The organism is Ornithinimicrobium pratense, from assembly GCF_008843165.1.
Taxonomy (GTDB): Bacteria; Actinomycetota; Actinomycetes; order Actinomycetales; family Dermatophilaceae; genus Ornithinicoccus; species Ornithinicoccus pratensis.
Genome location: NZ_CP044427.1, coordinates 3,440,542 through 3,464,108, shown reverse-complemented (window position 1 = coordinate 3,464,108; position 23,567 = coordinate 3,440,542). Strand labels below are relative to the sequence as shown.

Sequence of the window (23,567 nt, the reverse complement as noted above, 5' to 3'; positions counted from 1 at the left end):
TGACGTCATGGCCACCTGGTTTGCCTACGAGTACTGCACGGACATCGCCGCCACGCGAAAGTTCTATGGCGAACTCGTAGGCTTGGACCTGATCTGGGATGAACCCGAGGACATCGCGTTTCGACACGATTGTGTGCAACTGTCGTTCCGGTTTGTCGACTCGCTTGAGCGGCCCATGGGCTGGGCCTTCCAACCCGGTTGGGGCCACGGCCAGCTGCCCAATGCGCCCACAACCGAACAGGTCAGGTCCATTTCCATTGCACTCCCACCCGTTGCCTTCGGGTCGGCCGTGACCAGGCTCAAAGCCGCCGGTGTGCCCGCGCTGAGGCCGGAGCCATTCTGGGTTGGGTACTGGTCCTTCGTCGTCCAAGACCCTGACGGACAGACCGTCGAACTCACCGACCCGGAGTCTCCCCAGGAACTATCGCTCGACGACGGACCAGCAGCCGGACGGTAGACCCCTGCCACTTAAGCTCCAGGGCAAAACCAGCATGGTCGTGACATCTCGACTTCGCCGATGACTGCGCACCCGCTCTCAGTCGCAGGCGCCGTACCGGTACTACGGTTCTGGGGTGACCGAGGATGTCGAGCAGACGCTGGCTAGCGAGGGTGTCACCCACGTGGTCCGGGTTGGGCAGACCGTGCGCCGTCCGGTGCGGCCGTTCACGGCCACCATCCAGGCGTATCTTGCGCACGTGCGCAGTCGGGGATTCACCGAGTGTCCCGAGCCGCTGGGGTATGACGCACAAGGACGGGAGATCCTCTCCTACGTGGCTGGTGACGTGCCGGTCGAGCCGTTACCTGCCTACGCGACGACGGTAGACGCGCTAGAGGCACTGGGGGCGCTCATTCGTCGGCTGCACGAAGCGGCAGACGGTTGGCTCCCGCCAACTGGTGCGACCTGGGGCGGAACTCCTGGAAGACGGCCTGCCGGGGTGGTCCCCCTGATCGACAAGGCGGAGGATCGACAAGGCGGAGCTCGTGTCGCACATGGACTACTGCCCCGGCAACGTTGTGTTCGCCGACTCACGCCCGAAGGCGTTGATCGACTTCGACCTTGCCCGGCCGACCACGCGTGTCGCCGACCTCGCCAACGCGCTCTACTGGTGGGCACCCCTTGTCGATCCTGAGGACCGGGCTTCCTCGCTGGTCAAGGCACACATTCCCACCCGGGTGCGCGCTTTCGCCGACGCCTACGGAATGACGGCGGGCCAGCGGGCCCAAGTGATTCCGTTGGCGAATCGGATGGTGGCCAACTTCGCTCTCACGGCGCAGGCTGCCGCCGAGGTTGACCCTGTCTTCCGCCGGTGGTGGGACGAGGGCGTGAAAGACAAGCTGCCCCGAGCCAGACACTGGCTGGCCAGACAGTCTGCTGCCATCCAGAGCGCCCTCTAGCTCCAGCTACCCCTTGTGCCGCCGTGGGGGGATCTCTGCTTGCCACGGTCCAGTCGCCAGGAGCGCGGTCGCACGCAACTGTCACGCAAGCTTGGAGGGACCCGGACCCGACACTGGACCTCGTCGTGGGTCGTCGCGTCACCCTTGTCATGCTGGCCCGATGGAACACCTCCAGGTGAGTGGTCGGCGGTACACCGTACGGCGTGCCACCATTCGCGACATCCCAGCGCTAGCCGTGCTGCTGGCCGACGACATCCTCGGCGCCGACCGCGAAAGGGCCGACTTGAGCGCCTACGAACAGGCCTTCGCCGAGATCGACGACGACCCCAACCAGTTCCTCGCCGTCATCTGCGACGAGGAGGACCTGATCGTGGCCACCCTGCAGCTCACGCTCATCCCGAGCCTGTCCCGAGAGGGCGCCAAACGGCTACACATCGACGCGGTCCGCCTCACGCCAAGCGCCCGCGGCACCGGAGTAGGAACAGCGATGTTCGTCTGGGCCCACGCGTACGGACGCCGGCGAGGCGCCACGCTTGCTCAACTGACCAGCGACAAGCAGCGAGCCGACGCTCACCGCTTCTACGAACACCTTGGCTACCAACCCACCCACGAAGGATTCAAACTCCCCCTGTAGTCACGCTGGGTTCTGCCCCAGAGCTGCCCGCCCATGCCGAGCGTCTAACGTCGGCGCGAACTCCGCACACCGATCGACTCTGCCGCTGGGCGCAAGTGGCCTATCCCCCGTCTGGGAGTACCTCGAGGAGTTCACCGACCGAGCAGTTCAGAGCTCGGCAGATTGCGGCGAGGGTGGAGAAGCGGATCGCGCGGCCGCGGTTGTTCTTGAGCACCGACAGGTTCGCGTAGGTGATGTCTACCTGCTTGGCCAGGTCAGCCAAGGTCATTCCGCGGTCGGCCAGCAGTTCATCGAGGTGGCATGTCACCTCCGATGGAGGAACCGCCTGTGTGCGTCGCGCCATCACCTAGATCAGGCCCTGGGTGTCACGTTCGGCCCGTTGAGCCCGGCGTAGCAGCAGCGCTAGGAGGAACAGCAGTGCGGCGAACAGGGCGAGCCACCAGTCGGTGTCTTGGATGGACCAGCCGGGCACCACGAACCACGGGTCGCCGTGCTGCGGATCGGTGGGGGCGGCGACAGCCTGGGCCACGAGTTGGTCGGCGGAGATGAGCGCCCAGGGAGCCAGTACCGCGACCGCAAGCGCAAGCGCCCCTAAACCTGCTGCCCACCAGGACATCGTTTGACCCAGGCCCAGCGTTCCACGCCACAGCCGCCAGCACAGGTAGACCACCGACAACAGCAGGACGATGGCCACCCCATATCGGCTGGCCCACGCCCAGATCTGCCAGGTGAGGAACGCGTGGTCGACCCCATGCGCCACCACGTCGACCCCCACCGTCATGGTCGCCGTGTCGTACTGCATGCCTGGCGGCAGAATTCCGTCAGCCTGGTCCTCTCCGAGCCCAACCAGTCGAAGCTGGGATCCCGGGTTCGTCCGCAGGCTGTGCACGTGGAGTGCCAGCAGCACAAAGGTGAAGGCGGAGCCCAGGAGAGTTAGGACGCTGATGATGATCAACGCAGCGCGACCTAGCAGCGTCTTCGAGCTCGTCTGTTCGGTGCTTGTCGTGATGTTCCCCTGCCACTGATGTATTGCTTATCGATACATCGAATATCGGCACACTAGCACCGAGGCAGGTCGGTGTCGAGCGCGCGACAACAGCCCAGCCAGAGCATCGCGGGAGCCTCAGATGCTGGCACTGGCGATAGCACGCACCCGAGCATCGTCATGAGTGGCTGCCGCGTGCTGCAGAGCGCTCCTGACGCTCGGGTGGTCGACCAGCTCACGTAGCGCGAGCGTGGCCGACATCCGCACATCCGGGTGGTCATCTCCCAGGAGACCGACCAGCGCAGTGATCGCCGGCACTGCCCCCGGGGCGCCGATGAAGCACAGCACGTCCGCGGCGTGCGCCCGGACGCTGGGATCCTCATCGCCCAAGGCAGACACGAGTGAGGGGACCGCGGCTGCGCCGAACTGGGCCAGCGTGGTGGTCATCGCGTCCCGCCCCGCCAGGTCCGTCTGCCCGAGCCGGTCGACCAGCAACGGGATGACCGAGGGGTCACCGATCCGCGCGAGGGCCCACCGTGCCTTGTCCACCACCCCCGGGTCGTGGTCCTCGAGCTGGGCAGCCACCACCGCAGCGGAATCAGGATCGGCGATCTTGCTGAGCACGTGCAAAGCCTGCAGACGCACCGAAGCGTCGGGGTCGGCCAACGCCGCAGTCGCGGCCTCGGTCGCGGTGGCGGGAGTGCGTGTTAGCACCCACGTCAGGGTCTCCCGGACGAAGAAGTCGCTCTCGCGCCACAACAGCTGGGCGATGGCGGGCGCAAGCCGTGGGTCAGCCCGTTCCCCCAGTCCCACAGCCGCCTGCTGGCGCACGTCCTTGTCCGGGTGGACCAACGCCGCAAGCGCAGTCGGCAGCGTCGTCTCGGCCTTGGATGTGCCTCGTGTGTCCATGCGTTGGACGCTAAGGGCTCACGGAACGGGAGGGTCAAGCCGCTGGGCAGCCGCTGCTGCCGCAGCGCCCCATCGGCGCGAGCGGCTCACGGCCTGCGTGCCCTCAGGCCGACCCTCACCGCCCCAGGCGCCGCAGCCGGGCCAGGGCCAGGAGCACGCCGGCCGTGGTGATCGCCAGCGGCCAGGCGACGGCCATCGCCACCGAGTGCTCGGCGACCCAGGAGGTGGACGCTGCGTTGGGACCCCCGAAGAGGCCCCGGATCGCGGTCACGGTGGCAGAGAGGGGATTCCACTCGGCCGCCCCGGCGAGCCATTCCGGCATCAGGGACGTGGGCACGATGGTGTCCGCGACCATCGCTAACGGAAAGATCAGCGCGAAGTACTTCATCGCCGCCTCCGGGCCGCTGACCAGCAGGCCCAGCAGGATGCCGACCCAGGACAGTGCCAGGCGCAGGAGCAGCAGCAGGCCGACGGCGGCGAGCGCCGCGGCGAGGCTGCCGTGCCACTGCCAGCCCAGCATCATCCCCAGCGCCATCAGGATCGTCAGCTCGACCAGGGCCGTCACGAGATCCGCCAGCGACCGGCCGGTGAGCAGCGCCACGTTGGACATCGGCAGCGAGCGCATCCGGTCCAGCACGCCGCCGCGGACGTCGGCCGCCACCGCGATGGTGGTGTTGCCGATCCCGAAGGCCATAGTCAGGGCGAACAGCCCCGGAAGCAGGAAGTCACGGTACTCACCACCGGGCACGGCCATGGCCGCCCCCAAGGCGTCACCGAAGACAAAGCCGAACATCAGCACAGCCATGACCGGGATCAGCAGCGTGCCCAGCAGCTCGTCGGGCCGACGCACCAGGCGCAGCAGGTGCCGCCGGGCCACCACCCAGGTGTCGGCAGCCGCCCAACCCAGGTCGGAAAGGCGGGTCCGGGGGAGGCTCTCCAGCGTCGGGGCGCTCATCGTCCCACTCCTTGCAGGTCCGGTATGTCGGTCAGGTGGAGGAAGACCTCGTCGAGGTCGGGGCGGCGCAGCGACACATCGGCCGGATCCAGCCCGATCTCGCCCACTGCGTGCGCCAGACGGATGAGCGCCTCGGCACCGCCGTGCAGCGGGAACGAGATCCGGCGCCCCACCGGGTCGACCTCGGGCGCTCCGCCCAAGACGGCGGAGACCGCCCCGGTGACGCCCAGCAGGTCCCTGCCCGGGGGCACCACGATCTCGACCCGGCTCCCGCCGACCCGCGATTTGAGCTCGGCGGGCGAGCCCTCGGCCACGACCCGACCCCGCTCCATCAGCGAGATCCGCGTGCACAGCCGGTCGGCCTCCTCGAGGTACTGGGTGGTGAGCAGCACCGTGGTGCCGGCTGCCGCCAGCTCGCGGACCGCACTCCACACCTCGCTCCGGCTGCGCGGGTCCAGGCCGGTGGTCGGCTCATCCAGGAAGAGCACCTCCGGGCTGCGGATGAGGCTGACGGCCAGGTCGAGCCGCCGGCGCATGCCGCCGGAGTAGTGGCCCGCTGGTCGGTCGGCGGCGGCCTGGAGGTCGAAGCGCTCCAGGAGCGCAGCGGCCCGCAGCCGCGCCGCGCCGGCCCGCATCCGGTGCAGGCGGGCGAACATCTCGAGGTTCTGACGACCGCTCAGGACCTCATCGACAGCAGTGTGCTGTCCCGCCAGGCCGATGCGGGCGCGCACGCCGGCGGGGTCCGTGGTCACGTCGTGGCCGGCGACCCGAGCACGCCCGGAATCAAGGCGCGCCAGCGTGGCCAGGATCCGTACGGCGGTGGTCTTGCCGGCCCCGTTGGGACCCAGCAGTCCGTGCACCGTGGCGGAGGCGACCATGAGGTCGAAGCCGTCCAGCGCGGGGCCCCGGCCGGGATAGTGCTTGCGGACCGCCTCGGCGCGGATAGCCACGTCCTGCTGCTCGCTGCCGTCGGTGATCATGCTCTTGCCAGTTCCGGCATGCTGGCGGTATGCCGCGTGGCCCCGGCGTCCCCGGGCGGGGTCACCTCGTCGTAACGGGCCAGGGCGATCCGAGCGACGTTGCGCAGCGACTCGCTGCCCTCGGTGTAGTAACCGCAGTGGCCGGCGACATCGCCGGTGCCGATGCGGGTGGCGCCCAGCTCGGGGTGCAGGGGGGAGCGACCGAGCCCGAAACGGCCTACCCGGACCTGCGGGAAGTGCCGGATCCAGTCTGTCGGGGCCTGGGCTGCCCACAGGCGGGCGCCGCCGAGCTGTGCGCGCCGCCGCACGCCCATACCGGGACTCCCCAGCGCCACGCAGTCCTGGACGCGTGCATGGGTGAGGGCCAGACCGCAGACCGTGCTGCCGTAGCTGTGCCCGACCAGCGTCAGGTGGGCGGACCGGGGAAGGTAGTCGGTGAACCGGGCCAGGTCGGGGGCACCGCTGACAGCGGGGGCGTTGGACACGGCTGAGGCCAGCCCGGGCGGTGCGTGGTAGCCCACCCACACCACGACCGCCGCGCGGCTCCCGGGGGCGAGGTCCTGCATCGTGCGTAGCAGGAGCTGGCCGCGTGCCCGGGGGGCGACGGGTCCGCGCTCGGTGAAGTAGTTGCCCTGGTGGTGGCCGTTGCCCGGCACGAGAACGGCGATGTGGTCGGCAGCGACGACGTCGCCGAGCGCCTCCACGATGCGTGCCCCACCCGGGGGATCGCAGGCCAGCAGCTGGTGCCCGTCGACATGTCGCTCGCCGTAGCGCAGCTGCTCTGCCCCGGCCCCGGGGTAGGTGAAGCGGTTTTCGTGCATGACGTTCACGATTCCGCAGTCACGGGGTCCCCGGACAGACGGCCACCCGGAGAAACTAGGTGGGGGTAGCCCCCGTCGGGTCGTCCCTCGCGCGCCACCCGGCAAGGCTCCAGGAGATCTCCAACCCGGCGGCCAGCCGCCTGGTGAAAGTGTGCCGTCGGCACGGTGGCAACGTGGCCCAGGCATGATGTGGTGATGACGACGCCGTCGCGGGGGAGTGCCGAGCTGAGGGAGCTGGTCCGTGCCCACGGCGCCGACCTGCACCGGCTGGCGGCGATGCTCACCGGTGCAGAGGTGCTCGCGACGTCGCTCACGGCTCGCACCCTCGCGCACCACGACCCGGTGTCTCCGGTGTCGCCCGACCGGGTGAAGACAGATCTGGTCCGGAACTACCTACGCTCTGCTCCCCGGCGACAGGAGGGGGTCCGGGCCACCGACGGTGATGCCGGCGACGTGCTCCGCCACCTCCGCCCCCGCGCAAGGGCCGCCGCTGCTCTGCAGCTGGTGGAGGGTTGGGACGCCGAGCCCACCGCCAGGGCCGTGGGAGTGTCGAGGAGCAAGGTCGCCACGTTGGTCCCGTCCGTGCCGGGGCTCGACTTCGCTCTCGTGGCCGTGGCCGACCAGCACGCCCTCGCCGGGCAGGAGCTGGAGGAGGCCGTCCTGGGCGCGACGCCCGACAGCGGCCTGGCGCCCACCCGGTGGCGTGGACGCGGACCGTTGATCGCGGCCGTGCTGGCCGTGGCACTGGCTGTCGGCCTCGTGCAGGCCGAAGACCGGGGCGACGAAGGCGGGCAGGGCGCCGGGGCGGAGCACCCCGAGACGCTGACGACGACCGGCCACACGGACCTCACCGAGGCCGGCTGGCTGCTGGACGAGGATGGTGACCCGCCGCGGTCGGTGAACGGTGTGCACCTGCGGGAGACGGTCACCCTGGACAAGGGCCGACGCGACACCTTGGTCAGCCTGCCGACCGCGCCCGAGTTCGCCTTCGCGGCCTTCGGCGTCCTCTGGTGCGACATGCCGCCCACCGAGGACGACCACCTCAAGGTCCCCGCCGGGACCCTGAGGGTTGACGGTGTCGAGATCACGCTGCCGTGCGCGGGCAGGGAGGGTTCACCGCCCGTCACCCAGGTGGTTGCGCTCCCGCCCAGCGGGCAGGGAATGCTGGAGCTCAGCGGTGACATGCCCGGGGACGGGGTCGCGACCCTGGGCGTCTACCAGGAGACGGAAAGCCATCTCATCCCGATGCCGCGGGGTGACCTGACCGAGGGACCACCCGTCGACGACGGCGCGGTCGAGCTCGACCTGTCGGAGGGCGGGCCGGGCATGCACCACAATTGGCGCGCGGTGCAGTCGTTCTCCGTCGGGCACGGGAGCACGATTCGGGTCTGGGCCGGACGGACCGGCGGCATCGCGGTGAACGTCGACGGGGTGCCGGCGACGGATGACGGCGACGTGGCGGCGGTGATGGCGCTCCTGGAGGCCCAGCTGGAGGAGCCCTCGGACGCCGCCCAGGTCATGATGCCCGAGCCGCGGGACTACGCCGACTGGTCCACCCAGCAGGCCGACGTCCGGGACGGTCGGTGGCTCGTCCCCGCCCCGGATGCGGTGCGGACCTTCACTCTCCCGAGCCAGCTCACCCCAGGAGCAGGCGAGCGCCGCACGGTCACGGTCGAAGTCGTGACCGAGAACGTCGATGACCACCTGCAGGTCGTGGTCACCGACGCCCTGCCTGCCGCGGTCGACACCGCACCGGTGGTTGCGCTGGCGACGCCGGACGCACCATTGTTCGTCACCGGCCACCGCATGGTCGGTCAGTGGGAGGTGCCCGCGGATGGGCACGTGCGGGAGCTGACGCTGGATGACTCCGGCCCGTTGCCCGAGGAGACGGTGATCCTGGCCGTGCGTGAGCCGGATCCGACCGGCTGGTCCTCCTGGGGCGAGGGCAGGCTCAGCCGGGGCGGCGAGGCAGTGCCCTTCTGGCCGCAGCGTGCCCTGGCCGGCGCGCTGCTGGAATTGCGGCGGCCGGAGTTCGCGCAGTTGCCGCCCGGTCCCGGGCCGCTGACGGTGGCTGTTCCTGCTGCCGTCGGCCACCCCGCCACCAGCATCCTCGCCTACACCCCGGTCCCCTACGAGGAGTTCGACTTCTCCGCCGCCGTCGTCCCGGCGGACATCTGGCCAGCGGGCTCACCCCCCACCGATCCGCACTCCCAATCACACATGGTGGGGTACGAGACGGTGACGACCATCGGGCCCCAGGACCTCCAGGACGGCCAGGTGACGGTGAGTGTCGAGCCAGGTGGCGAGGTTGCGGTGCAGGCCACGACGGAGGGCAAGGGACGGATCCGGTTCCTGGTCGACGGCCAACCCGCCGACGGTCTCTGGGCCTCCGATGGCTGGTGGTCCAGCTGGACGGTGCAACCGGTCACCTCAGTGGTCTCGGTCGCCCACTTCTTAACCCCGCGATCCACGATCGAGCTCACCGTGGTCGTGGAGGACTACGAGGATTTCTCCCTCCAGGTCCAGACGGGTGACCCCTCGTGGTTGTCCCCCTGACCCCACGACCGCCGCTTCCGGAGAGCGGCTGCAGCCCGGTCGCAACCGGGTCTAGGTTGACCCCATGGCACTGACATTGGGCATGGTGACGACCGACACGACCGACGCGCGCGCCCTGGCGAGCTGGTGGGCAGAGCAGACGGGGGCGGAGGTGCACGACAGCTACGACGGAGGGTTCGTGATGCTCATCGGGGGCACGCTGCCGGTGCGGCTGGCCTTCCAGAAGGTGGATGAGGTGACGCCGGGCAAGAACCGCCTACATCTGGACCTGACCGCGCCAGACCTCGATGCCGAGGTCGAGCGACTGCTGGCCGCCGGCGCCAGCCTGGTGGCCCGTCGCGGGGGCGAGAGCTTCCGCTGGGTGACCCTGGCCGACCCGCAGGGCAACGAGTTCTGCGTCTCCGGCCCCGACTTCTGACGGCAGGGGCTCCAGAAACGCGGACCGCAGATCCGGCGCCGGCGCCGACCAGCCTGCAGGGCTATCTCGACGTCGGGCTGAGAGCCGGTCGCGCCCGTCCTGGGCTCAGGGGCGCCTGCAGGGCGAAGAAGAGGAAGCAGACGAAGGCGGACCGCTCGCTGGCCTTGGGCGGCAGCAACTCCGCTGGCGTATCGGGCGACCACGGTGGCTCGCTCACCGTCAGGATGTGCAAGCCCGCCTGGGTGAAAGCGTCGGTCATCGCGTGCAGCGGACGGTGCCAGTAGGTCAGCACGGCGCTCTGCTCCCCGAACTCGAACTCCTCGGAGTATTGCGTCAGCGCGAAGTAGTCACGGTCCTGGTAGTTGAACAGGTACACGAACGGGTGCGGCACCGAGATGATGAGCCGCCCGCCCGGCCGCAGGACGCGCCGCAGCTCGGCCAGCGGTGCAGCCCAGTCCTCCAGGTAGTGCAGCGCCAGGGAGCAGACGATGACGTCGAAGGAGTCATCGTCGTAGGGGAGGCGCTCACCGAGGTCGGCGACCTGGACGTCCACGTCGTCCCCGAGGCGTTCACGGGCCAGGGTGACCATGCCGGGACTCAGGTCGAAGGCGCTCACGAGGGCACCCCGCTCGCGCAGGGCGGCGGCGAGGGGACCAGACCCGCAGCCGGCGTCGAGGACGCGGCGGCCGTCCACGTCCCCCCCAGCTCGAGCATTGCCGGTCGCTCGTACCAGGCGTTGAGCAGGTTGGTCTCGTTCGCGTTGGAGTAGGCCCGGGCGAAGTCGTCGTAGTCGGTCATGCCGTTCTCTCTGTGCCCCGGACGGTATGCAGCCTGGTCACGCCCGACCCTAGCGGCTGGCTACGGGCGCCGTGGCGGCACCACGGGCACCACGGGCACCGCGGCGTCCGGGCTCACCACCCCGTCGACCAGGTCCTGCACATAGGACGCGAAGCGTGGGCACTGGGCGATGTCATGGGCCTGGCAGCGCAGCGCGTGCTCGGTCATCAGCCGGGAGCGCTCCAGCTCCCGGCGCTGCTCCTCCAGCGTGGCGAGATGCGCCTGGAGCACCTCGTGGCGGGCGGCGGAGTCGACGTCGAGCAGGGCACGGACCTGGTCCAGGCTCATCCCAGCGGCCTGGCTGCTGCGGATGGTGAGCACTCGCACCAGGTCCTCCCGGCTGTAGCGCCGATAGCCGGAGCCGTCGCGCCGCGGTGAGAGCAGGCCGACGTCCTCCCAGTGGCGCAGCACGTGGGTGGCCAGCCCGAGCCTGCCGGCCAGCTCACCGATGCTCCAGGTCGCGCCGCCTGGGGCCGAAGTATCTGACGTTGGGCTTGCCTTCATGTCAACCTGAAGGTACAGCATCGGCTGCATGAACCAGACTCAGCACTCTGCAGACCGCCCCGGAAGCTCCCTGGACCGCCCGGTCCGGTCCGTCGTCGTGGTCGGGGGCGGACCGGCCGGTCTCCAGGCGACCCTCACCCTCGGCCGCGTTCACCGCGACGTCGTCCTGCTCGACGCCGGCGACGGCCGCAACGCCCCGGCGAGCGCGATGCACAACCTCATCACCCGCGACGGGACGCCTCCAGCGGAGTTCCGACGCCTGGCCCACGCCGAGCTCACGGCCTACCCGACCGTCGAGGTGCGAGCCGCGCGGGTGCGCGGGATTGAGGACGTCAGCGACCCGCAGCAGCCGGAGTCGACCCGCTTCCGGATCGACCTGGAGGGCGGGTCGGGCCTCACCGCGCGGCGGCTGGTGCTCGCGACCGGCGTGCGCGACCAGCTGCCCGACATCCCCGGCGTGGCCGAGCTGTGGGGCGACCTCGTCGCGCACTGTCCCTTCTGCCACGGGCACGAGTTCGCCGGCCGGCGGGTGGTGGTCCTCGGGGCCGGCCCGGCGGGCCACCTGCCCGGTCTCCTCGCCCCCGTCGCCAGCGAGGTCGTCGTCCTGACGAACGGCGAGGATCTGTCCGTCCCCGTCGCGGTCCCCGTGCTGACGGACCCGGTGGCGCAGGTGCGGCGGCATGGCGAGGGCGTGCGGATCGCGCTGGGCTCGGGGCAGGTGATCGAGGCCGCGGGCATCTTCGTCGGGACCGGGCTGCGCCAGTCGTCACCGTTTGCGGAGCAGTTGGGGCTAGAGCTCAACCCCTCTGGCTGCGTGCGGGTAGATGAGCGCGGGCGCGCCAGCCGGGCCGGCGTGTACGCGGCGGGGGACATGGCCCACGTGCCTGCCCTGCCGATGCCGATGGCCTCGGTCGCGCAGGCGGTCGCCACCGGCGCTCTGGCCGCGGCCACGGTGGTCGCCGACTCTCTCGCCGACGGCTGAACCCCGTCGCAGGGTCAGGAGCACTGCATACCGCCGGATCTCCCCGCCACGCTGGCCGCGCTGAGGCTCTACCGCAGCAGCTCACCCTCGATGAACGCGACCGCACCACCGACTCCGTCCTCCTGCCTGACGAGAAAGCCGACCTCAGCCGCCCGGTCCGCCACCGCCGGATCGAGCGCCGTCTCCAGCGCTGCCCGCAGCCGGTCCGGGGTCGCCTCTGAGGTCGGCACCGGCCGCGACCCGACCCCGATCTCGTGCACCCGCCGGGCGAAGAACGGCTGGTCCATCGTGAACGGCATCAGGACCTGCGGCCGGGACGCGCGCAGGGCCTGCGCAGTAGTGCCGGCGCCACCGTGGTGCACCACCGCCGCCGTCCGCGCGAAGAGCAGCTCGTGCGGGGCGTCTCCCACGAACAGGACCCGATCGTCATACCCAGCCTCCTCCTCGAGTCCCGACCCCCGCTGCACCACTGCACGGTGGCCCAGCCCCAGGGCGGCGTCGACGGTATGCCGCATCGCCTCCCGCACCGTGGGCACCGTGTGCGACCCGAGCCCGACGTAGACCGGTGCAGCCCCGGCGTCGAGGAAGTCAGCAACCGGTGCGGGCAGGGCGGAGCCTTCCGGGAGGTCGCGGAAGGGATACCCGGTGGCCCGGACCAGCCGTCCGCCCACCCGCCGGGGAGTCACGATCTGGGCGCTGTTGGCCACGAAGACCGGTGACGTCGCGAGCTGGCGCAGACCACGCAGCCGCTCGCGCCAGGTCGCAGCGGGATCGGCCGAGGCCAGGCGCATCGCCGGCCCCATAGCGCGGACGCCGGCGGCCAGGTTGTGCACCGACCGCCCGGGCCGGACCGAGAACAGGCTGGAGTCGCCCCAGGCCGACGGGATCGCGGGCACGAACATCATCAGGACCTGTGGCTTGCGCGGCCCACCGACCATCCCGGCCCAGGCCGAGGTCATCGCGGTCGTCACCAGCGCGTCATAGCGCGGCAGCAGGTCGGTCATCGTCGCGCGCACGGCGGGCGCCAGGGCCCGGGCCACCTCGCGGAGCAGCTCCAGCTGGGCCGCAAGCCCAACAGGCATGCCCTGCCGTAGCGCGTCGTCGCGGTAGTAGCCCATCGCGTCGACCGCAACCTCCTCTGGCCGCACCCCGGCCTTGCGCACCAGCCCGACGAAGTCGCTGGTCGCGGTGACGCCCACCTCGTGACCGCGCGCCGCCAGTCCGCGGGCGACGGCGAGCACCGGCTGGTAGTCGCCGCGGCTGCCGGCCGCGAGCATCGCGATGCGCATCTGCCCAATGTGCCCGCACCCAGCACCGCCGTCGCCCGCGAAGGAGTGGCAGGGCTGCGTGCCTCCGCCCGTCCGTCAGGCCACGGGGCAGAACAGGTCGGTCCGCAACGTCGAGGGATCGGTCTGCGGCGTGGGCTCGGTGACGTAGACCTCCCACACCGGGCCGGCCGGTGCCAGTCCTTGGTCACCGACCCACGTCATCAGCCCATCCCACGCCTCGCCCAGCCCGTCGTAGGCCCCGTGGAAGATCAACCGCGCCACCCGGCCCCCTGGCAGAGTGGAGGCCACGACGTCGCCGTCCGCCTCGACCGCCCGGTCCACGACGAATCCGACCTCGAGCTCGATCACGTCGGCCGGGGGCGCCAGGTAGCGGCCGAAGGTGCCCCGCGGCGAGACACCCTGACGCCCGAGGACCGCGGCGACCTCCGTGAAGGACCGGTCGTAGAAGCTGGTGATCTCCGTCACCGGCACCGATCCGCGGATCACCGCGGTGGGCGTCGGCTCGACCTCGACAAGCTCAGGTTCGGGGGTCATGGTCACGGTCCTTTCGATCAATCCAACGGGTCACCTCCGAGTATGTGGCCTGCCCGCACCTACCTGCCGCTATGGGACGAGTCATCGCTGCCCCGCGAGGGTGAAGCGCCCGCGCAGGGATCAGACCTTCGCCTCCTCAGGACGGGCGAGCGCATGCTCGGCTAGCCTGACCACAACCCAGGGCCCACCGACCGGCCGGGTCCACGACGGCGAGGGAGCGGCGAACGTGCGCATCGGCATACTGACCGGAGGCGGTGACGTCCCGGGGCTGAACCCGTGCATCAAGGCGGTGGTCAACAGGGTCCACGAAGAGGGGCACCAGGTCACCGGCATCCGACGCGGCTGGGGCGGCCTGGTCGGCACCAACCCCGACGACCCGGAGTCCGTGGCCGCCAACCTGCTCGAGCTGGACCCGTCCGTCGTCCGCACCGTGGACCGCACCGGCGGCACCTTCCTGCACAGCTCACGCACCAACCCGGCCAAGGTCCGCCCGCGGGACGTGCCGGACTTCCTGGCCGACCAGGTCAGCGGCGAGGGCCCTCATGATCTGACCCCGCACGTGCTGCGGGTCATCGAGGCCGCCGGCATCGACGTGCTGATCCCGATCGGTGGTGATGACACCCTCTCCTACGGTTTACGCATGCACAAGGAGGGCGTGCCCACGATCGCCATTCCCAAGACAATGGACAACGACGTCAACGGCACCGACTACTGCATCGGCTTCTCCACAGCCATCACCCGCGGGGTGCAGTTCATGCACAACCTGCGCACCTCCACCGGCTCGCACGAGCGGATCGCCGTGGTGGAGCTGTTCGGCCGCTACTCCGGGGAGACCTCGCTGATCACGGCCTACCTCTCCGGCGCGGACCGGGCGCTGATCCCCGAGGTGCCCTTCGACATCGACCGGGTCTGCGAGCTGCTGCTGGCGGACAAGGCGAAGAACCCGTCCAACTACGCGATGGTCGCCATCTCCGAGGGGGCCACCCTGGCCGGGGGCGACATGATGCTGTCCGGGGAGGCCGACGCCTACGGTCACCGCAAGCTCGGCGGCATCGGTCAGGTGACGGGTGAGCTCATCAAGGAGCGGACCGGGGAGGACATCGTCTACCAGCAGGTCGGCTACCTCATGCGCTCCGGCAGCCCGGACTCCCTGGACCTCATGGTGGCCACGAACTATGCGGTGATGGCGGCCGACCTCGCCCTCGACGGATCTACCGGCCGGATGGTGGCCCTGCGCAACGGCAGTTACAGCAGCGTGCCGATCTCGGTCACCGGTGAAGGTGTGAAGGGCGTCGACGTCGGCGAGCTCTACGACGCCCGGAACTACCGCCCCAAGGTCCGGCACGTGCGCGGCAAGCCGATGTTCCTCTACTGACGGGTCCGCCCCGACCGGGCGTCCAGCCCGGTTTGAGACAGTGGGGTGATGAGGCAGAGGTATGAGGTGAGCCGGCATGGCTGAGCAGGACCGGGCCCGCCGGACGGCGGGCCCGGCGGGGGAGGGTCTGGCCTCCGGCGAGCAGGAGCAGCTGGTCTACGCCCTGGAGGTGCGTTTCGCCACCCACCTGGACACCGCTGCTGCGGCCGTCCGTGAGGCCGAACGGGAGTTGACCGAGGCGCAGGTCCGCCTGGCCCGGGCCAAGGAGGCCGCCGCCCACGAGCGCTACACGTCCAGCCCGCTGCCATTCATGCGGGAGTCGCTCAGCGAGGAGGTCGAGGGCCTGGCGCGCAAGACCACCCCGAAGAAGGTCCGTGCCTCCTACCGGTTCCTGCTGGACCGCGCCGCCGAGCTGGCTGCGGCGGAGGTGCAGGGCTTCCAGGACGACCAGGCCCAGCTGACCCGGGAGCGGACCGACGGGATCGACGCCTGTCACGCCGCGGTAGAGCACGCGACGGCCGCGCTGGTGGCCACCCGCGAGATGCAGGAGCGGGTGCGGGCCGCCGAGCGGGCCGCCCGGAAGGGGCTGGAGGTCATGGTCGCCAAGCTCTCGAGCGAGGGCTGACCTCTCGCCTCGGCGAGCCACCTGCGCGGGGGGCCCGTCCAGGGTCGCGGTCCCCCTTTGGGGACATCAGGGGGCGCCGGATCAGACCAGCCCGATCAGCCCGATCAGCCCGATGAGCAGCGGTGCATGCCTCAGCGCCCGGCCCCCGGGAGGTCGGGCACGGGGCGTGGTCGCTAGACGTGCCAGACGACGTGACCGCCGATGACCTCTGCCTCGAGGTCGTGCTGGTGCACGTGGGTGTGGTGCCGCTCGCACAGGAGGGCCAGGGTGTCCATGTCGGTGGCACCGCCGCGGGACCACCAGATGATGTGGTGGGCGATGCACCACTCCGGTGGCACTGTGCAACCGGGGAAGGTGCAGCCCTTGTCGCGGAGCCGAAGCGTCTTGACCTGGGCCGGCGTGGCCAGCCGGTGCTCCCGACCGACGTCGAGAATCTCGCTGTCGGTGCCCAGGACCACCGGGATCAGCTCGGCCTCGCAGGCCAGCCGCCGCACCTGCCCCGGCGAGAGCACCTCACCGGTGGTGGTCAGGCCGGCACCCCGGGTCTGGCCCAGCAGGTCCGACAGGCTGATCGTGATCACGAGCGTCGCCCGCGGCATGGTCGGCGTGCCCGTCGGGCAGGTCGTGCCGCGTGTCAGAACCGACCAGAACGCGTCGTAGCGGCGCTGCGCGGCGGTGCGGGTGTCTGGGTCGTCCCCCGCGCTGGCCGGCGCGGCGAGCTTGGAGGTCACGATGCCGTTCAGCACCCCGGCGTCGTCCTCGGGGGCGTCGATGGTGAACCGGGTGAGTCCGTTGCCGAGTCGCCGGCTGGTGAAGGAGCGGGCCTCGCGGGCGACCTTCTCCCGTCGGTCCTTCTCGTTCTCGTCCAGCAGGGCCCGGACGGCGGTCTCGATGATCTCTCGCGGGTCCTGATCGCTGATCGTCGGCTTGCAGGCGGCGTCGACGAAAATCTTCACGAACGCCTCGTACCCCTCCGGATCCAGGACCAAGGACAGCTTGGTCAGCGCCCGCGCCACGATCGCCCCCCGGCGCACCGGCGTCCGCCCCTGCGTGACCGCGTCGATCAACGGGGCGTTCAGCCGGTTGGTCGAGGCTCGTGCGGCGGCGTCGATGTCGCCAAGCTCGCTGCGGGAGAGCCAGGGGCACCGCTGCCCCATCCAGTCGACCAGCCTGAAACCGGTCTCGCCCGGCAGGCCGCGCCCCTGCGCCTCCAGCGCCAGCGTGAACAGCGCCGCCCCCGTCGCCAGGGCCAGCGCCCCCAGCCGCCTGAGCCCGCCTCCGATGTCGTCCTCGAGCAGTCGCGGGGTCTGTTGGGCGGTCAACCACGCCTGCTCAATCCCGCGGCGAGCGGTGGTCAGGCCAGCATCGAGCTCCTGCGCCGGAGTGAGGCTCTGCGCGCCCTCTTCCAGGACCTCCTGCAGGGCTTCCTCGAGGTCGTCCATGACGGCGGACCACCACGCGGCCTCCTCGCGCTCAGCGCGCCGGACAGCGCGTGCGTCCGCCAGCAGCTCGTCCCCGACCCGACCCCACTCCTCGTCAGACACGCGGACCTGGGATGCCCGCGGAGCACCGTCGAGAAAACTGCCTCCCTCGGCTCCTGCGCTACCCCGCATCCCCTCCATGCACGCACTCAACCAGCCGGCACTGACACACCCGCCGGCCTGAGCTGCCCGCGCCGGCCTCACCGGCCTCGCGTCGACCCAGCCTGGCCGTCCAGCTCCCGGATCAGCGTGACCGGGGCGGTCAGCCGGTAAGACATCTCGACCAGCTCGGCCACCTCATCCCAGTCCACCCGGTCGACGTCGCCTACGCGGTGGAAACTGAGGCCCAGCCAGCCCGCCGGCCCGAGGTAGGCGGGGACGAAGAAGCAGTCGTCCTGCACCAGCGCCTCCCGCTCGGACTCGTCGGGCAGGAACAGCAGCGCGTTGCGGGCGACGGGTGCGTCATGGTCGCCCTTGAGTGAGCCGCCGAAGACCGCGAACACCTTGCGGGTGTAAAAGGTCGGCGAACCGTGAGACACCTTTTCCGCAGCACCGGGGAAGGGCAGGCAGATCCCGCGCACGCGGCGCAGACACTTCTGGGCGTGAGCGTCAGCGTCGGCGGACCAGGTCGGGGTGGCGCCCTCCGTCATCCACCGAGTATGCCGCGGCGCGCGGCCCGTGGGTCAGGCCGACTGGTCCGGCTCGCCGCTGCCAGGCTGCACGGTCCAGCTCGGCGGCTCGTCCTGGCCCGACTCCTCGTCGCGCTCGGAGTCGTCCGCGGTCTCGTGCACAATGCCGGCGGCGTGGTGCACCGGCGCGTAGATGGCGTAGACCTGCAGCGGCTCGTCGCCGGTGTTGATCACGTCGTGCCACATACCCGCCGGCACTTGAATCGACCACCCATCCGTGACCTCCTGCTCGAAGGTCAGGTCGTCCTCGGCCGGGCCCATGACGCACCGGCCTCGACCGGCGTCCAGGCGCAGGAACTGGTCCGTCTCCGGGTGCACCTCGAGCCCGATCGACTCCCCGGCCGGGATCGACATCAGCGTCACCTGCAGATACTTGCCCGTCCAGGCGACGGTCCGGTAGTTGGCGTTGGCGCGGGTCTCGGCCTCGATGTTGAAGGCGTTGGGTCGGGGGCCGTTGTCGGTCACGGACATGACTGCATGCTCCTCGTTCTCGTCGGACGTTCGGGACGACCCCAGCATCTCTTACCGGCCATCGCGGTGCGACTCGTGGCCCTGGATCGCACTTTGACGGACCGCGGGTGGGCGGCCCCGATGGCAGGATGACCGGGTGAGAGTCGCCTCACGATGATGATCAGGGCAGGGAGAGAGCACGATGGCCGGGAGGACCCGCCGTGAGGTGTGGGACCGCCACGCGCCGCGGTATGACGCCCGCACCGCCTGGCTGGAGCGGCGTCTCCTCTGGCACGGGCGCACCTGGGTCTGCGCGCGCGCCACCGGCAGGACCCTGGAGGTGGGTGTCGGCACCGGGGCCAACCTGGCCCACTACGGGCCGGACGTCGAGCTCATCGCCACCGACCCCAGCACCGGGATGCTCGAGGAGACCCGGCACAAGCTGACGGGCCTGGGCCGGGACCTGAGCCTGGCCCTGCCGGCCCGGCTTCTGCCAGCAGACGTGGGGGACTTGCCCTTCGAGGACGGCTCCTTCGACTCGGTGGTGGCCACCTACGTCCTGTGCTGCGTGCCCGACGTGCCGTTGGCGCTGACCGAGATCGCCAGGGTGCTGCGCCCCGGCGGCCAGCTGCTGCTCGCCGACCATGTCCGCTCCAGCGTCTGGCCGCTGCGGCTGGGGCAGCGCCTGCTGGAGACGGTCACCGTGCCGCTGCAGGAGGAGCACTTCACCCGCCGGCCGCGCACGCTGCTGGAGGCGGCCGGGCTGCAGGTGGTGGAGAGCCACCGCCGCACCGCCGGTGTGCTGGAGATGGTGCGCGCCGTGAGGCCCCCGGCCCGCTGAGCCGTCCCTTCGGGCCCACCGCACGAACGACCGGGCCCACAGCAGTTAGCCCATGACGAGTTTTCACGTGCCCATGGACGCCGACGAACCCGGAGGCCAGGACCGTGCTCCTTCGCCTGGCTTCGGGACCCCCAGGGCACACGAACTTGGTCTGGCCTGACCGGTGAGGGGTGGCCCCGCCGAGATGGGCTAGATTGCGCCAACGTGAGTGCCCAGTCCCCCTCTGCCGTCATCCTGATCCGCGCCCTGCGTTTCGTCCCGAACCCCGAAACCGCCGCGGACAACGCCTTCCAGGCCGACGTCCCCCGCGGGCAGTCGGTGGACGACACCGCCGCACGGGCGCTGGGCGAGATGGATGCGCTCGCGGCGGCGTTGCGGGAGGTCGGCGTCACCGTGCACGTCTTCGAGGACGAGGACCACACCCGCCCCGACAGCGTCTTCCCGAACAACTGGCTGTCCACGCACGCCGGTGGCTATGTGGCCGTCTACCCGATGTACGCCTCCAACCGCCGCCACGAGCGGCGCGCGGACGTGCTGGAGATGCTCAAATCGCGCTACCGGGTGCAGACGATCATGGACTACTCCGGCCTGGAGCCGGACGGGATCTTCCTGGAGGGCACCGGCGCGATGGTGCTCGACCACGTCTCGCGGGTGGCCTACGCCGCGCGCAGCCACCGCATGGACTCACACGTCCTGGAGCGCTTCTGCACCGATTTCGGCTATGAGCCGATGGCCTTCGACGCGGTCGACTCCGACGGTGTGCCGGTCTACCACACCAATGTGATGGCCTGTGTCGGAACGGATGTCGCCCTCTTCGCCCTGGACATGATCGTCGATGAGCAGCGCCGTCAGGAGGTCCGGGAACGGCTCTCGGTCAACGGGCGCCGGGTGGTGGAGCTGACCGAGGAGCAGGTCCGGGAGTTCGCCGGCAACGCCGTGGAGCTGTGCACCCGGACGCCGGACGGCAGGCGTCGCTACGTGATGGCGATGTCGGCCCGGGCCCGGCGCAGCCTCACGCAGGAGCAGGTCGCCGTCATCGAGGAGTCCTGCGAGATCGTCGCCGTCGATATCCCGACCATCGAGCTCGCGGGTGGATCTGTCCGCTGCATGATCGCCGGCATCCACCTGGACCGTCGCCCCAGCACGGAGCCGGACTTCAGCGCCGCCGTCGAGGGGATCGACGAGCACCCGCACACGGCGGACGGCCGGGACCGCGCCGAGGAGGGGTGAGCCTGCCCATGCCCGGGGAGAGGGGTGAGACTGCCCGGCACGGCGAGAAGGGGCAGCGCAGTCGCGGGCGCTGACCGGGTCATCTCGCGACGGTCGGGGGATGTCTCATCCGCAGTCACGGCGCCGGGAAAGGACCCCGGCTCGTCGCCTGGGGCGCGGAGTATCCGCCGACGGCCCCGCCCAGCCCTGCTGACGAGTCCAGCCGGACCGGGCGCCCCAGCTGGATCTCCGGGCCCTTGCTCTCCACCACCCGGAGCCCGGTCCGCTCGAAGCCGACCCCCTCGAAGGCGCGCCGGGCACGGCCGTTCTCCTCGTGCACCCACAAGGCCGAGCGGGAGATCGCGTTGTCGGCGAGCCACGACATACCCGCCTCCACCAGGCGGGTGAACAACCCCTGACCTCGGTGCTGGGGGTCGATCCATACCCCGATGAACTCGCCCCGGTCCGTCTCGACCGTCCCGCCGCCCAGCTCGGGGTCACCGGCCATCCGGATGAGCAGGGTGCTGGTCGCCACCCACTCCCCGAAGAGGGTGACCGCCACGAAGTCACGGATGAAAGGCGTCCCCTCCGCGTCGGAGCCGGCCATCTTGGCCCAGTTGCGCCATTCCTCCTCTGGTTTGACCAGCGCCTCGTCGTAGGTCTCGAAGAAGGCCACCGCGGCGTCCTCGTCCTGCAGGGCCCGCAGCTGCAGGTCCCGGGACTCGCGCCATTCCTCGGCCCGGACGGGGCGTATGTCGTACATGGCCCGACCATAGTGGGACCGCTCGCCCCTGGCGACCGTTCGAGGCGTGATGGGGCAGGGTGCGCGCGGACCGGGACACGCCGGGCAGGTGAACGACACGCGAACAAGCGGTCAAGCACGGGCAAACCGGCAGTCAGAGTTTGTCAAGGATCGGCCCGGATCGACCTCTGGGGTCTACCCAGTTAGCGGCCGGTGGGCCAGTCTTCCTAGCCACCGCGGAGTCCCCGCGCCCCCCTGCAAGGAGTGAGTAATGAAGCACACCCGACGCACCGCCTTGAGCCTCCTGGCCACCGCCGCCCTGGCTCTGGGCACCGGCCTGCCGGCCACCGCCTCGTTGACCTCCGATAAGGCCGACCTGGCACCCCTCTATGTCAACGGTGACACGATCGAGGGTTCGTACATCGTCATGCTGGAGACGTCCTCGCGTGGCACGGCCTCGATCGCCAAGGCGGCCGAGACCCACGCCCAGGTCGCCCGGGGGCTGGGTGCCACGGTCACCCAGACTTACACCACGCTCGGCGGGTATGCCGCGGAGCTCACGCCCGATCAGCTGGCCGAGCTGCGGACCAACCCCGACGTCGCCTACATCGAGGCTGACCAGGAGGTTTCCCTCTCAGCCACGCAGACCAACGCGACCTGGGGACTGGACCGGGTCGACCAGCGCGCCCTGCCGCTCAACGGCACCTACGTCTACAACAGCACCGGCGCCGGAGTGAGGAGCTACATCCTCGACACCGGCATCTCCCCGCACAACGAGTTCTCCGGCCGCCTGGCCGCCGGCGCCACCGCGATCAGCGACGGCCGCGGCACCACCGACTGCAACGGCCACGGCACGCACGTCGCCGGGACCGTCGGCGGCAGCCTCTACGGCGTCGCCAAGGGCACCACCCTGGTGCCCGTGCGGGTCCTGGACTGCGCCGGGCGAGGCAGCAACGCCGGCATCATCGCCGGGATGGACTGGGTCGCTGGCCAGTCGCGGGCCAACCCCCGCGTGGCCAACATGAGCCTGGGCGGGGGCGCCTCGACCGCCATCGACCAGGCAGTCGCTCGGATGACCAATGCCGGTGTGACCGTGGTGGTGGCAGCCGGCAACGAGTCGCAGAACGCCTGCAACGTCTCCCCGGCACGGGCCAGCAGCGCCTACACCGTGGGCTCGACCACGAGCAGCGATGCCCGGTCGGGCTTCAGCAACTTCGGCTCCTGCGTCAACATCTTCGCGCCCGGGTCCAACATCACCTCGGCCTGGCACACGAGCAGCACCGCGACCAACACCATCTCGGGCACCTCGATGGCGGCCCCGCACGTGGCCGGCGCCGCGGCGCTCTACCTTCAGCGCAACGTCAACGCCAGCCCCGCGCAGGTGCGGTCGGCCCTGACCAACCAGGCCACCACCGGCCGGCTCAGCGGCATCGGCACCGGATCCCCCAACCGGTTGCTCTACACCGGCGGTCTGTGACCCCGATCCCCACCACGCCTCGGTCGTCGGCCCCTGCGGGGCCGGCGGCCGGGCGCCGTCCTCGCGGAAGGTGCCCGGGAGATGACCGACCATCGTTGGTCGCGCGCAGTCCTGCTGGACCTCGACGGTGTCCTGCTCGACACGACGCTGACGCGCGACCTGGCCGGGCCGCACGAGGTCGGTCGTGCGATCCGCCCTGGGGTGCCGGGGCAACTGCAGCGGCTCGCGGGGTACCGGGTCGCCTGCGCCGCACTGACGACCCTGCCGTCCGGGTGGGCCGAGGAGCTGTTGCGGGCCACCGGGCTCAAGCCCTATGTCCAGGCCGTGGTGGCCCGTTCTGACACAGCCCGCTGGCTGCCGTCGCCGGTGCCGGCGCACCGGGCGTTGCAGCTGCTGCGCTGGGACGGATCGCTGTGCCAGGTGGCGGTCATCAGCGACTTGACCGGCGCTGTCACCATGGGGCGCAAGGCCCAGCTGCGCACCGTGGCGGTCACCTATGGACGCTCCTCGGCACCGGACCTCGCGGACGCCTGGCCGGACGTGCTGGCCGCCAACCTGCCAGACGCGGTCACCGCTGCGCTCGACCTCACCGACCGCTTCGACCGCGGTGACGCGTCCGTCGCGGCCTTACGCCTCCCAGGCGTCGGGGCGCTCGCCGGTGCTCACGATCAGACCCGTGGTCGTCCGCAGGGTCCGCGCCCCCGCGCAGTGGTGTGACCCCGCGCAGGGATCCGCCCCCGCGCAGTGGTGTCTAACCCGGCCCGTGTGGGGCCGGGTGGGGGAGGAGTCATCGCAGGCGCCAAGTCACGCCGCAGTCATGACGCCATGGAGGCCGTAGCCCCCGCCTCGAGGCCCCGGGCCACACGCGCGGGGGAGGGG

The 23,567-nt window shown here is 70.7% G+C and carries 27 protein-coding genes; 12 read left to right on the top strand and 15 right to left on the bottom strand.

What is annotated here, in order from left to right:
* Positions 1-7: 7 nt before the first annotated feature.
* From FY030_RS15915 to FY030_RS15905, 3 genes are all read left to right on the top strand, one after another.
* Entirely contained in the window at positions 8-457 is a 450-nt protein-coding gene (locus FY030_RS15915) for a VOC family protein (RefSeq protein WP_158062490.1), read from the top strand.
* A gap of 533 nt (positions 458-990) precedes the next feature.
* Positions 991-1,395: a phosphotransferase gene (locus tag FY030_RS16980; RefSeq protein ID WP_337692502.1), complete on the top strand. Its 405-nt coding sequence runs from the start codon at positions 991-993 to the stop codon at positions 1,393-1,395.
* Positions 1,396-1,555: 160 nt separating this feature from the next.
* Positions 1,556-2,029 (top strand): GNAT family N-acetyltransferase, encoded by a 474-nt coding sequence (locus tag FY030_RS15905; RefSeq protein ID WP_158062489.1) that lies wholly within the window; start codon positions 1,556-1,558, stop codon positions 2,027-2,029.
* Between the two features lie 100 nt (positions 2,030-2,129).
* On the opposite strand, the gene FY030_RS15900 is transcribed toward FY030_RS15905, so the two are convergent.
* The 6 genes from FY030_RS15900 to FY030_RS15875 form a co-directional block, all read right to left on the bottom strand.
* On the bottom strand, positions 2,130-2,372 hold the full coding sequence (locus FY030_RS15900) for a helix-turn-helix domain-containing protein (protein WP_158062488.1): 243 nt from the start codon (positions 2,370-2,372) through the stop codon (positions 2,130-2,132).
* Between the two features lie 3 nt (positions 2,373-2,375).
* Positions 2,376-2,831, bottom strand: coding sequence for a hypothetical protein (locus FY030_RS15895; RefSeq protein WP_158062487.1), 456 nt, complete (start codon positions 2,829-2,831; stop codon positions 2,376-2,378).
* A 321-nt stretch (positions 2,832-3,152) separates the two neighbouring features.
* Positions 3,153-3,923, bottom strand: coding sequence for a HEAT repeat domain-containing protein (locus FY030_RS15890; RefSeq protein WP_158062486.1), 771 nt, complete (start codon positions 3,921-3,923; stop codon positions 3,153-3,155).
* 115 nt (positions 3,924-4,038) lie between these two features.
* Entirely contained in the window at positions 4,039-4,878 is an 840-nt protein-coding gene (locus FY030_RS15885; RefSeq protein ID WP_158062485.1) for an ABC transporter permease, read from the bottom strand.
* Complete coding sequence (locus FY030_RS15880) at positions 4,875-5,858, bottom strand: ATP-binding cassette domain-containing protein (RefSeq protein ID WP_158062484.1); 984 nt, start codon at positions 5,856-5,858, stop codon at positions 4,875-4,877. The genes FY030_RS15885 and FY030_RS15880 overlap by 4 nt, the downstream gene beginning before the upstream one ends.
* Entirely contained in the window at positions 5,855-6,679 is an 825-nt protein-coding gene (locus FY030_RS15875) for an alpha/beta hydrolase (RefSeq protein ID WP_158062483.1), read from the bottom strand. The genes FY030_RS15880 and FY030_RS15875 overlap by 4 nt, the downstream gene beginning before the upstream one ends.
* Before the next feature lie 195 nt (positions 6,680-6,874).
* Between FY030_RS15875 and FY030_RS15870 the strand changes: the two genes are divergently transcribed.
* Both FY030_RS15870 and FY030_RS15865 read left to right on the top strand, forming a co-directional pair.
* Positions 6,875-9,235 (top strand): hypothetical protein, encoded by a 2,361-nt coding sequence (locus tag FY030_RS15870; RefSeq protein ID WP_158062482.1) that lies wholly within the window; start codon positions 6,875-6,877, stop codon positions 9,233-9,235.
* 64 nt (positions 9,236-9,299) lie between these two features.
* A complete protein-coding gene (locus tag FY030_RS15865; RefSeq protein ID WP_158062481.1) occupies positions 9,300-9,653 on the top strand; it encodes a VOC family protein in 354 nt (117 codons plus the stop codon).
* A gap of 61 nt (positions 9,654-9,714) precedes the next feature.
* Here the strand turns inward: FY030_RS15865 and FY030_RS15860 are convergent, their stop codons facing one another.
* The 3 genes from FY030_RS15860 to FY030_RS15855 are packed head-to-tail and all read right to left on the bottom strand — an operon-like array spanning position 9,715 to position 10,994.
* Positions 9,715-10,347, bottom strand: coding sequence for a class I SAM-dependent methyltransferase (locus FY030_RS15860; protein WP_337692465.1), 633 nt, complete (start codon positions 10,345-10,347; stop codon positions 9,715-9,717).
* On the bottom strand, positions 10,266-10,451 hold the full coding sequence (locus tag FY030_RS17240) for a hypothetical protein (protein WP_337692464.1): 186 nt from the start codon (positions 10,449-10,451) through the stop codon (positions 10,266-10,268). Before FY030_RS17240 ends, FY030_RS15860 begins: the two co-directional genes overlap by 82 nt.
* A 60-nt stretch (positions 10,452-10,511) precedes the next feature.
* Entirely contained in the window at positions 10,512-10,994 is a 483-nt protein-coding gene (locus FY030_RS15855; protein WP_158062480.1) for a MerR family transcriptional regulator, read from the bottom strand.
* Between the two features lie 28 nt (positions 10,995-11,022).
* Between FY030_RS15855 and FY030_RS15850 the strand changes: the two genes are divergently transcribed.
* A complete protein-coding gene (locus FY030_RS15850; protein WP_158062479.1) occupies positions 11,023-11,976 on the top strand; it encodes an NAD(P)/FAD-dependent oxidoreductase in 954 nt (317 codons plus the stop codon).
* Between the two features lie 68 nt (positions 11,977-12,044).
* Here FY030_RS15850 and FY030_RS15845 read toward each other — a convergent pair whose 3' ends face one another.
* Together FY030_RS15845 and FY030_RS15840 are read right to left on the bottom strand one after the other, a co-directional pair.
* Complete coding sequence (locus FY030_RS15845) at positions 12,045-13,265, bottom strand: glycosyltransferase (protein WP_158062478.1); 1,221 nt, start codon at positions 13,263-13,265, stop codon at positions 12,045-12,047.
* A gap of 75 nt (positions 13,266-13,340) precedes the next feature.
* Positions 13,341-13,799: a GyrI-like domain-containing protein gene (locus FY030_RS15840; protein WP_158062477.1), complete on the bottom strand. Its 459-nt coding sequence runs from the start codon at positions 13,797-13,799 to the stop codon at positions 13,341-13,343.
* Between the two features lie 226 nt (positions 13,800-14,025).
* Between FY030_RS15840 and FY030_RS15835 the strand changes: the two genes are divergently transcribed.
* Positions 14,026-15,174: a 6-phosphofructokinase gene (locus FY030_RS15835; protein ID WP_192498651.1), complete on the top strand. Its 1,149-nt coding sequence runs from the start codon at positions 14,026-14,028 to the stop codon at positions 15,172-15,174.
* A gap of 76 nt (positions 15,175-15,250) precedes the next feature.
* Complete coding sequence (locus FY030_RS15830; protein WP_158062475.1) at positions 15,251-15,799, top strand: hypothetical protein; 549 nt, start codon at positions 15,251-15,253, stop codon at positions 15,797-15,799.
* A gap of 173 nt (positions 15,800-15,972) precedes the next feature.
* Here FY030_RS15830 and FY030_RS15825 read toward each other — a convergent pair whose 3' ends face one another.
* The 3 genes from FY030_RS15825 to FY030_RS15815 form a co-directional block, all read right to left on the bottom strand.
* Positions 15,973-17,343: an HNH endonuclease signature motif containing protein gene (locus FY030_RS15825; protein ID WP_192498650.1), complete on the bottom strand. Its 1,371-nt coding sequence runs from the start codon at positions 17,341-17,343 to the stop codon at positions 15,973-15,975.
* 137 nt (positions 17,344-17,480) lie between these two features.
* A complete protein-coding gene (locus FY030_RS15820; protein WP_158062473.1) occupies positions 17,481-17,930 on the bottom strand; it encodes an MmcQ/YjbR family DNA-binding protein in 450 nt (149 codons plus the stop codon).
* A gap of 33 nt (positions 17,931-17,963) precedes the next feature.
* Positions 17,964-18,440, bottom strand: a complete 477-nt coding sequence (locus tag FY030_RS15815) for a cupin domain-containing protein (RefSeq protein WP_158062472.1) — start codon at positions 18,438-18,440, stop codon at positions 17,964-17,966.
* A 181-nt stretch (positions 18,441-18,621) separates the two neighbouring features.
* Here FY030_RS15815 and FY030_RS15810 point away from each other — a divergent pair, with 181 nt between their 5' ends.
* Together FY030_RS15810 and ctlX are read left to right on the top strand one after the other, a co-directional pair.
* Entirely contained in the window at positions 18,622-19,260 is a 639-nt protein-coding gene (locus FY030_RS15810) for a class I SAM-dependent methyltransferase (protein WP_158062471.1), read from the top strand.
* Positions 19,261-19,464: 204 nt separating this feature from the next.
* Positions 19,465-20,490, top strand: a complete 1,026-nt coding sequence (ctlX, locus tag FY030_RS15805) for a citrulline utilization hydrolase CtlX (RefSeq protein WP_158062470.1) — start codon at positions 19,465-19,467, stop codon at positions 20,488-20,490.
* 115 nt (positions 20,491-20,605) lie between these two features.
* Here the strand turns inward: ctlX and FY030_RS15800 are convergent, their stop codons facing one another.
* Positions 20,606-21,232 (bottom strand): GNAT family N-acetyltransferase, encoded by a 627-nt coding sequence (locus FY030_RS15800; RefSeq protein WP_158062469.1) that lies wholly within the window; start codon positions 21,230-21,232, stop codon positions 20,606-20,608.
* A 250-nt stretch (positions 21,233-21,482) separates the two neighbouring features.
* Between FY030_RS15800 and FY030_RS15795 the strand changes: the two genes are divergently transcribed.
* Both FY030_RS15795 and FY030_RS15790 read left to right on the top strand, forming a co-directional pair.
* Positions 21,483-22,688 (top strand): S8 family peptidase, encoded by a 1,206-nt coding sequence (locus tag FY030_RS15795; RefSeq protein ID WP_158062468.1) that lies wholly within the window; start codon positions 21,483-21,485, stop codon positions 22,686-22,688.
* 81 nt (positions 22,689-22,769) lie between these two features.
* Positions 22,770-23,405, top strand: coding sequence for an HAD family hydrolase (locus FY030_RS15790; protein ID WP_158062467.1), 636 nt, complete (start codon positions 22,770-22,772; stop codon positions 23,403-23,405).
* Positions 23,406-23,567 lie beyond the last annotated feature (162 nt).

Excerpts from the sequence above, each read along its gene's own strand:
- FY030_RS15915 (WP_158062490.1), top strand. The coding sequence starts at position 8 with ATGGCCACCTGGTTTGCCTACGAGTACTGCACGGACATCGCCGCCACG.
- FY030_RS16980 (WP_337692502.1), top strand. The coding sequence starts at position 991 with ATGGACTACTGCCCCGGCAACGTTGTGTTCGCCGACTCACGCCCGAAG.
- FY030_RS15905 (WP_158062489.1), top strand. The coding sequence starts at position 1,556 with ATGGAACACCTCCAGGTGAGTGGTCGGCGGTACACCGTACGGCGTGCC.
- FY030_RS15900 (WP_158062488.1), bottom strand. The coding sequence starts at position 2,372 with ATGGCGCGACGCACACAGGCGGTTCCTCCATCGGAGGTGACATGCCAC.
- FY030_RS15895 (WP_158062487.1), bottom strand. The coding sequence starts at position 2,831 with ATGCAGTACGACACGGCGACCATGACGGTGGGGGTCGACGTGGTGGCG.
- FY030_RS15890 (WP_158062486.1), bottom strand. The coding sequence starts at position 3,923 with ATGGACACACGAGGCACATCCAAGGCCGAGACGACGCTGCCGACTGCG.
- FY030_RS15885 (WP_158062485.1), bottom strand. The coding sequence starts at position 4,878 with ATGAGCGCCCCGACGCTGGAGAGCCTCCCCCGGACCCGCCTTTCCGAC.
- FY030_RS15880 (WP_158062484.1), bottom strand. The coding sequence starts at position 5,858 with ATGATCACCGACGGCAGCGAGCAGCAGGACGTGGCTATCCGCGCCGAG.
- FY030_RS15875 (WP_158062483.1), bottom strand. The coding sequence starts at position 6,679 with ATGCACGAAAACCGCTTCACCTACCCCGGGGCCGGGGCAGAGCAGCTG.
- FY030_RS15870 (WP_158062482.1), top strand. The coding sequence starts at position 6,875 with ATGACGACGCCGTCGCGGGGGAGTGCCGAGCTGAGGGAGCTGGTCCGT.
- FY030_RS15865 (WP_158062481.1), top strand. The coding sequence starts at position 9,300 with ATGGCACTGACATTGGGCATGGTGACGACCGACACGACCGACGCGCGC.
- FY030_RS17240 (WP_337692464.1), bottom strand. The coding sequence starts at position 10,451 with ATGACCGACTACGACGACTTCGCCCGGGCCTACTCCAACGCGAACGAG.
- FY030_RS15855 (WP_158062480.1), bottom strand. The coding sequence starts at position 10,994 with ATGAAGGCAAGCCCAACGTCAGATACTTCGGCCCCAGGCGGCGCGACC.
- FY030_RS15850 (WP_158062479.1), top strand. The coding sequence starts at position 11,023 with ATGAACCAGACTCAGCACTCTGCAGACCGCCCCGGAAGCTCCCTGGAC.
- FY030_RS15845 (WP_158062478.1), bottom strand. The coding sequence starts at position 13,265 with ATGCGCATCGCGATGCTCGCGGCCGGCAGCCGCGGCGACTACCAGCCG.
- FY030_RS15840 (WP_158062477.1), bottom strand. The coding sequence starts at position 13,799 with ATGACCCCCGAACCTGAGCTTGTCGAGGTCGAGCCGACGCCCACCGCG.
- FY030_RS15830 (WP_158062475.1), top strand. The coding sequence starts at position 15,251 with ATGGCTGAGCAGGACCGGGCCCGCCGGACGGCGGGCCCGGCGGGGGAG.
- FY030_RS15820 (WP_158062473.1), bottom strand. The coding sequence starts at position 17,930 with ATGACGGAGGGCGCCACCCCGACCTGGTCCGCCGACGCTGACGCTCAC.
- FY030_RS15815 (WP_158062472.1), bottom strand. The coding sequence starts at position 18,440 with ATGTCCGTGACCGACAACGGCCCCCGACCCAACGCCTTCAACATCGAG.
- FY030_RS15810 (WP_158062471.1), top strand. The coding sequence starts at position 18,622 with ATGGCCGGGAGGACCCGCCGTGAGGTGTGGGACCGCCACGCGCCGCGG.
- FY030_RS15800 (WP_158062469.1), bottom strand. The coding sequence starts at position 21,232 with ATGTACGACATACGCCCCGTCCGGGCCGAGGAATGGCGCGAGTCCCGG.
- FY030_RS15795 (WP_158062468.1), top strand. The coding sequence starts at position 21,483 with ATGAAGCACACCCGACGCACCGCCTTGAGCCTCCTGGCCACCGCCGCC.
- FY030_RS15790 (WP_158062467.1), top strand. The coding sequence starts at position 22,770 with ATGACCGACCATCGTTGGTCGCGCGCAGTCCTGCTGGACCTCGACGGT.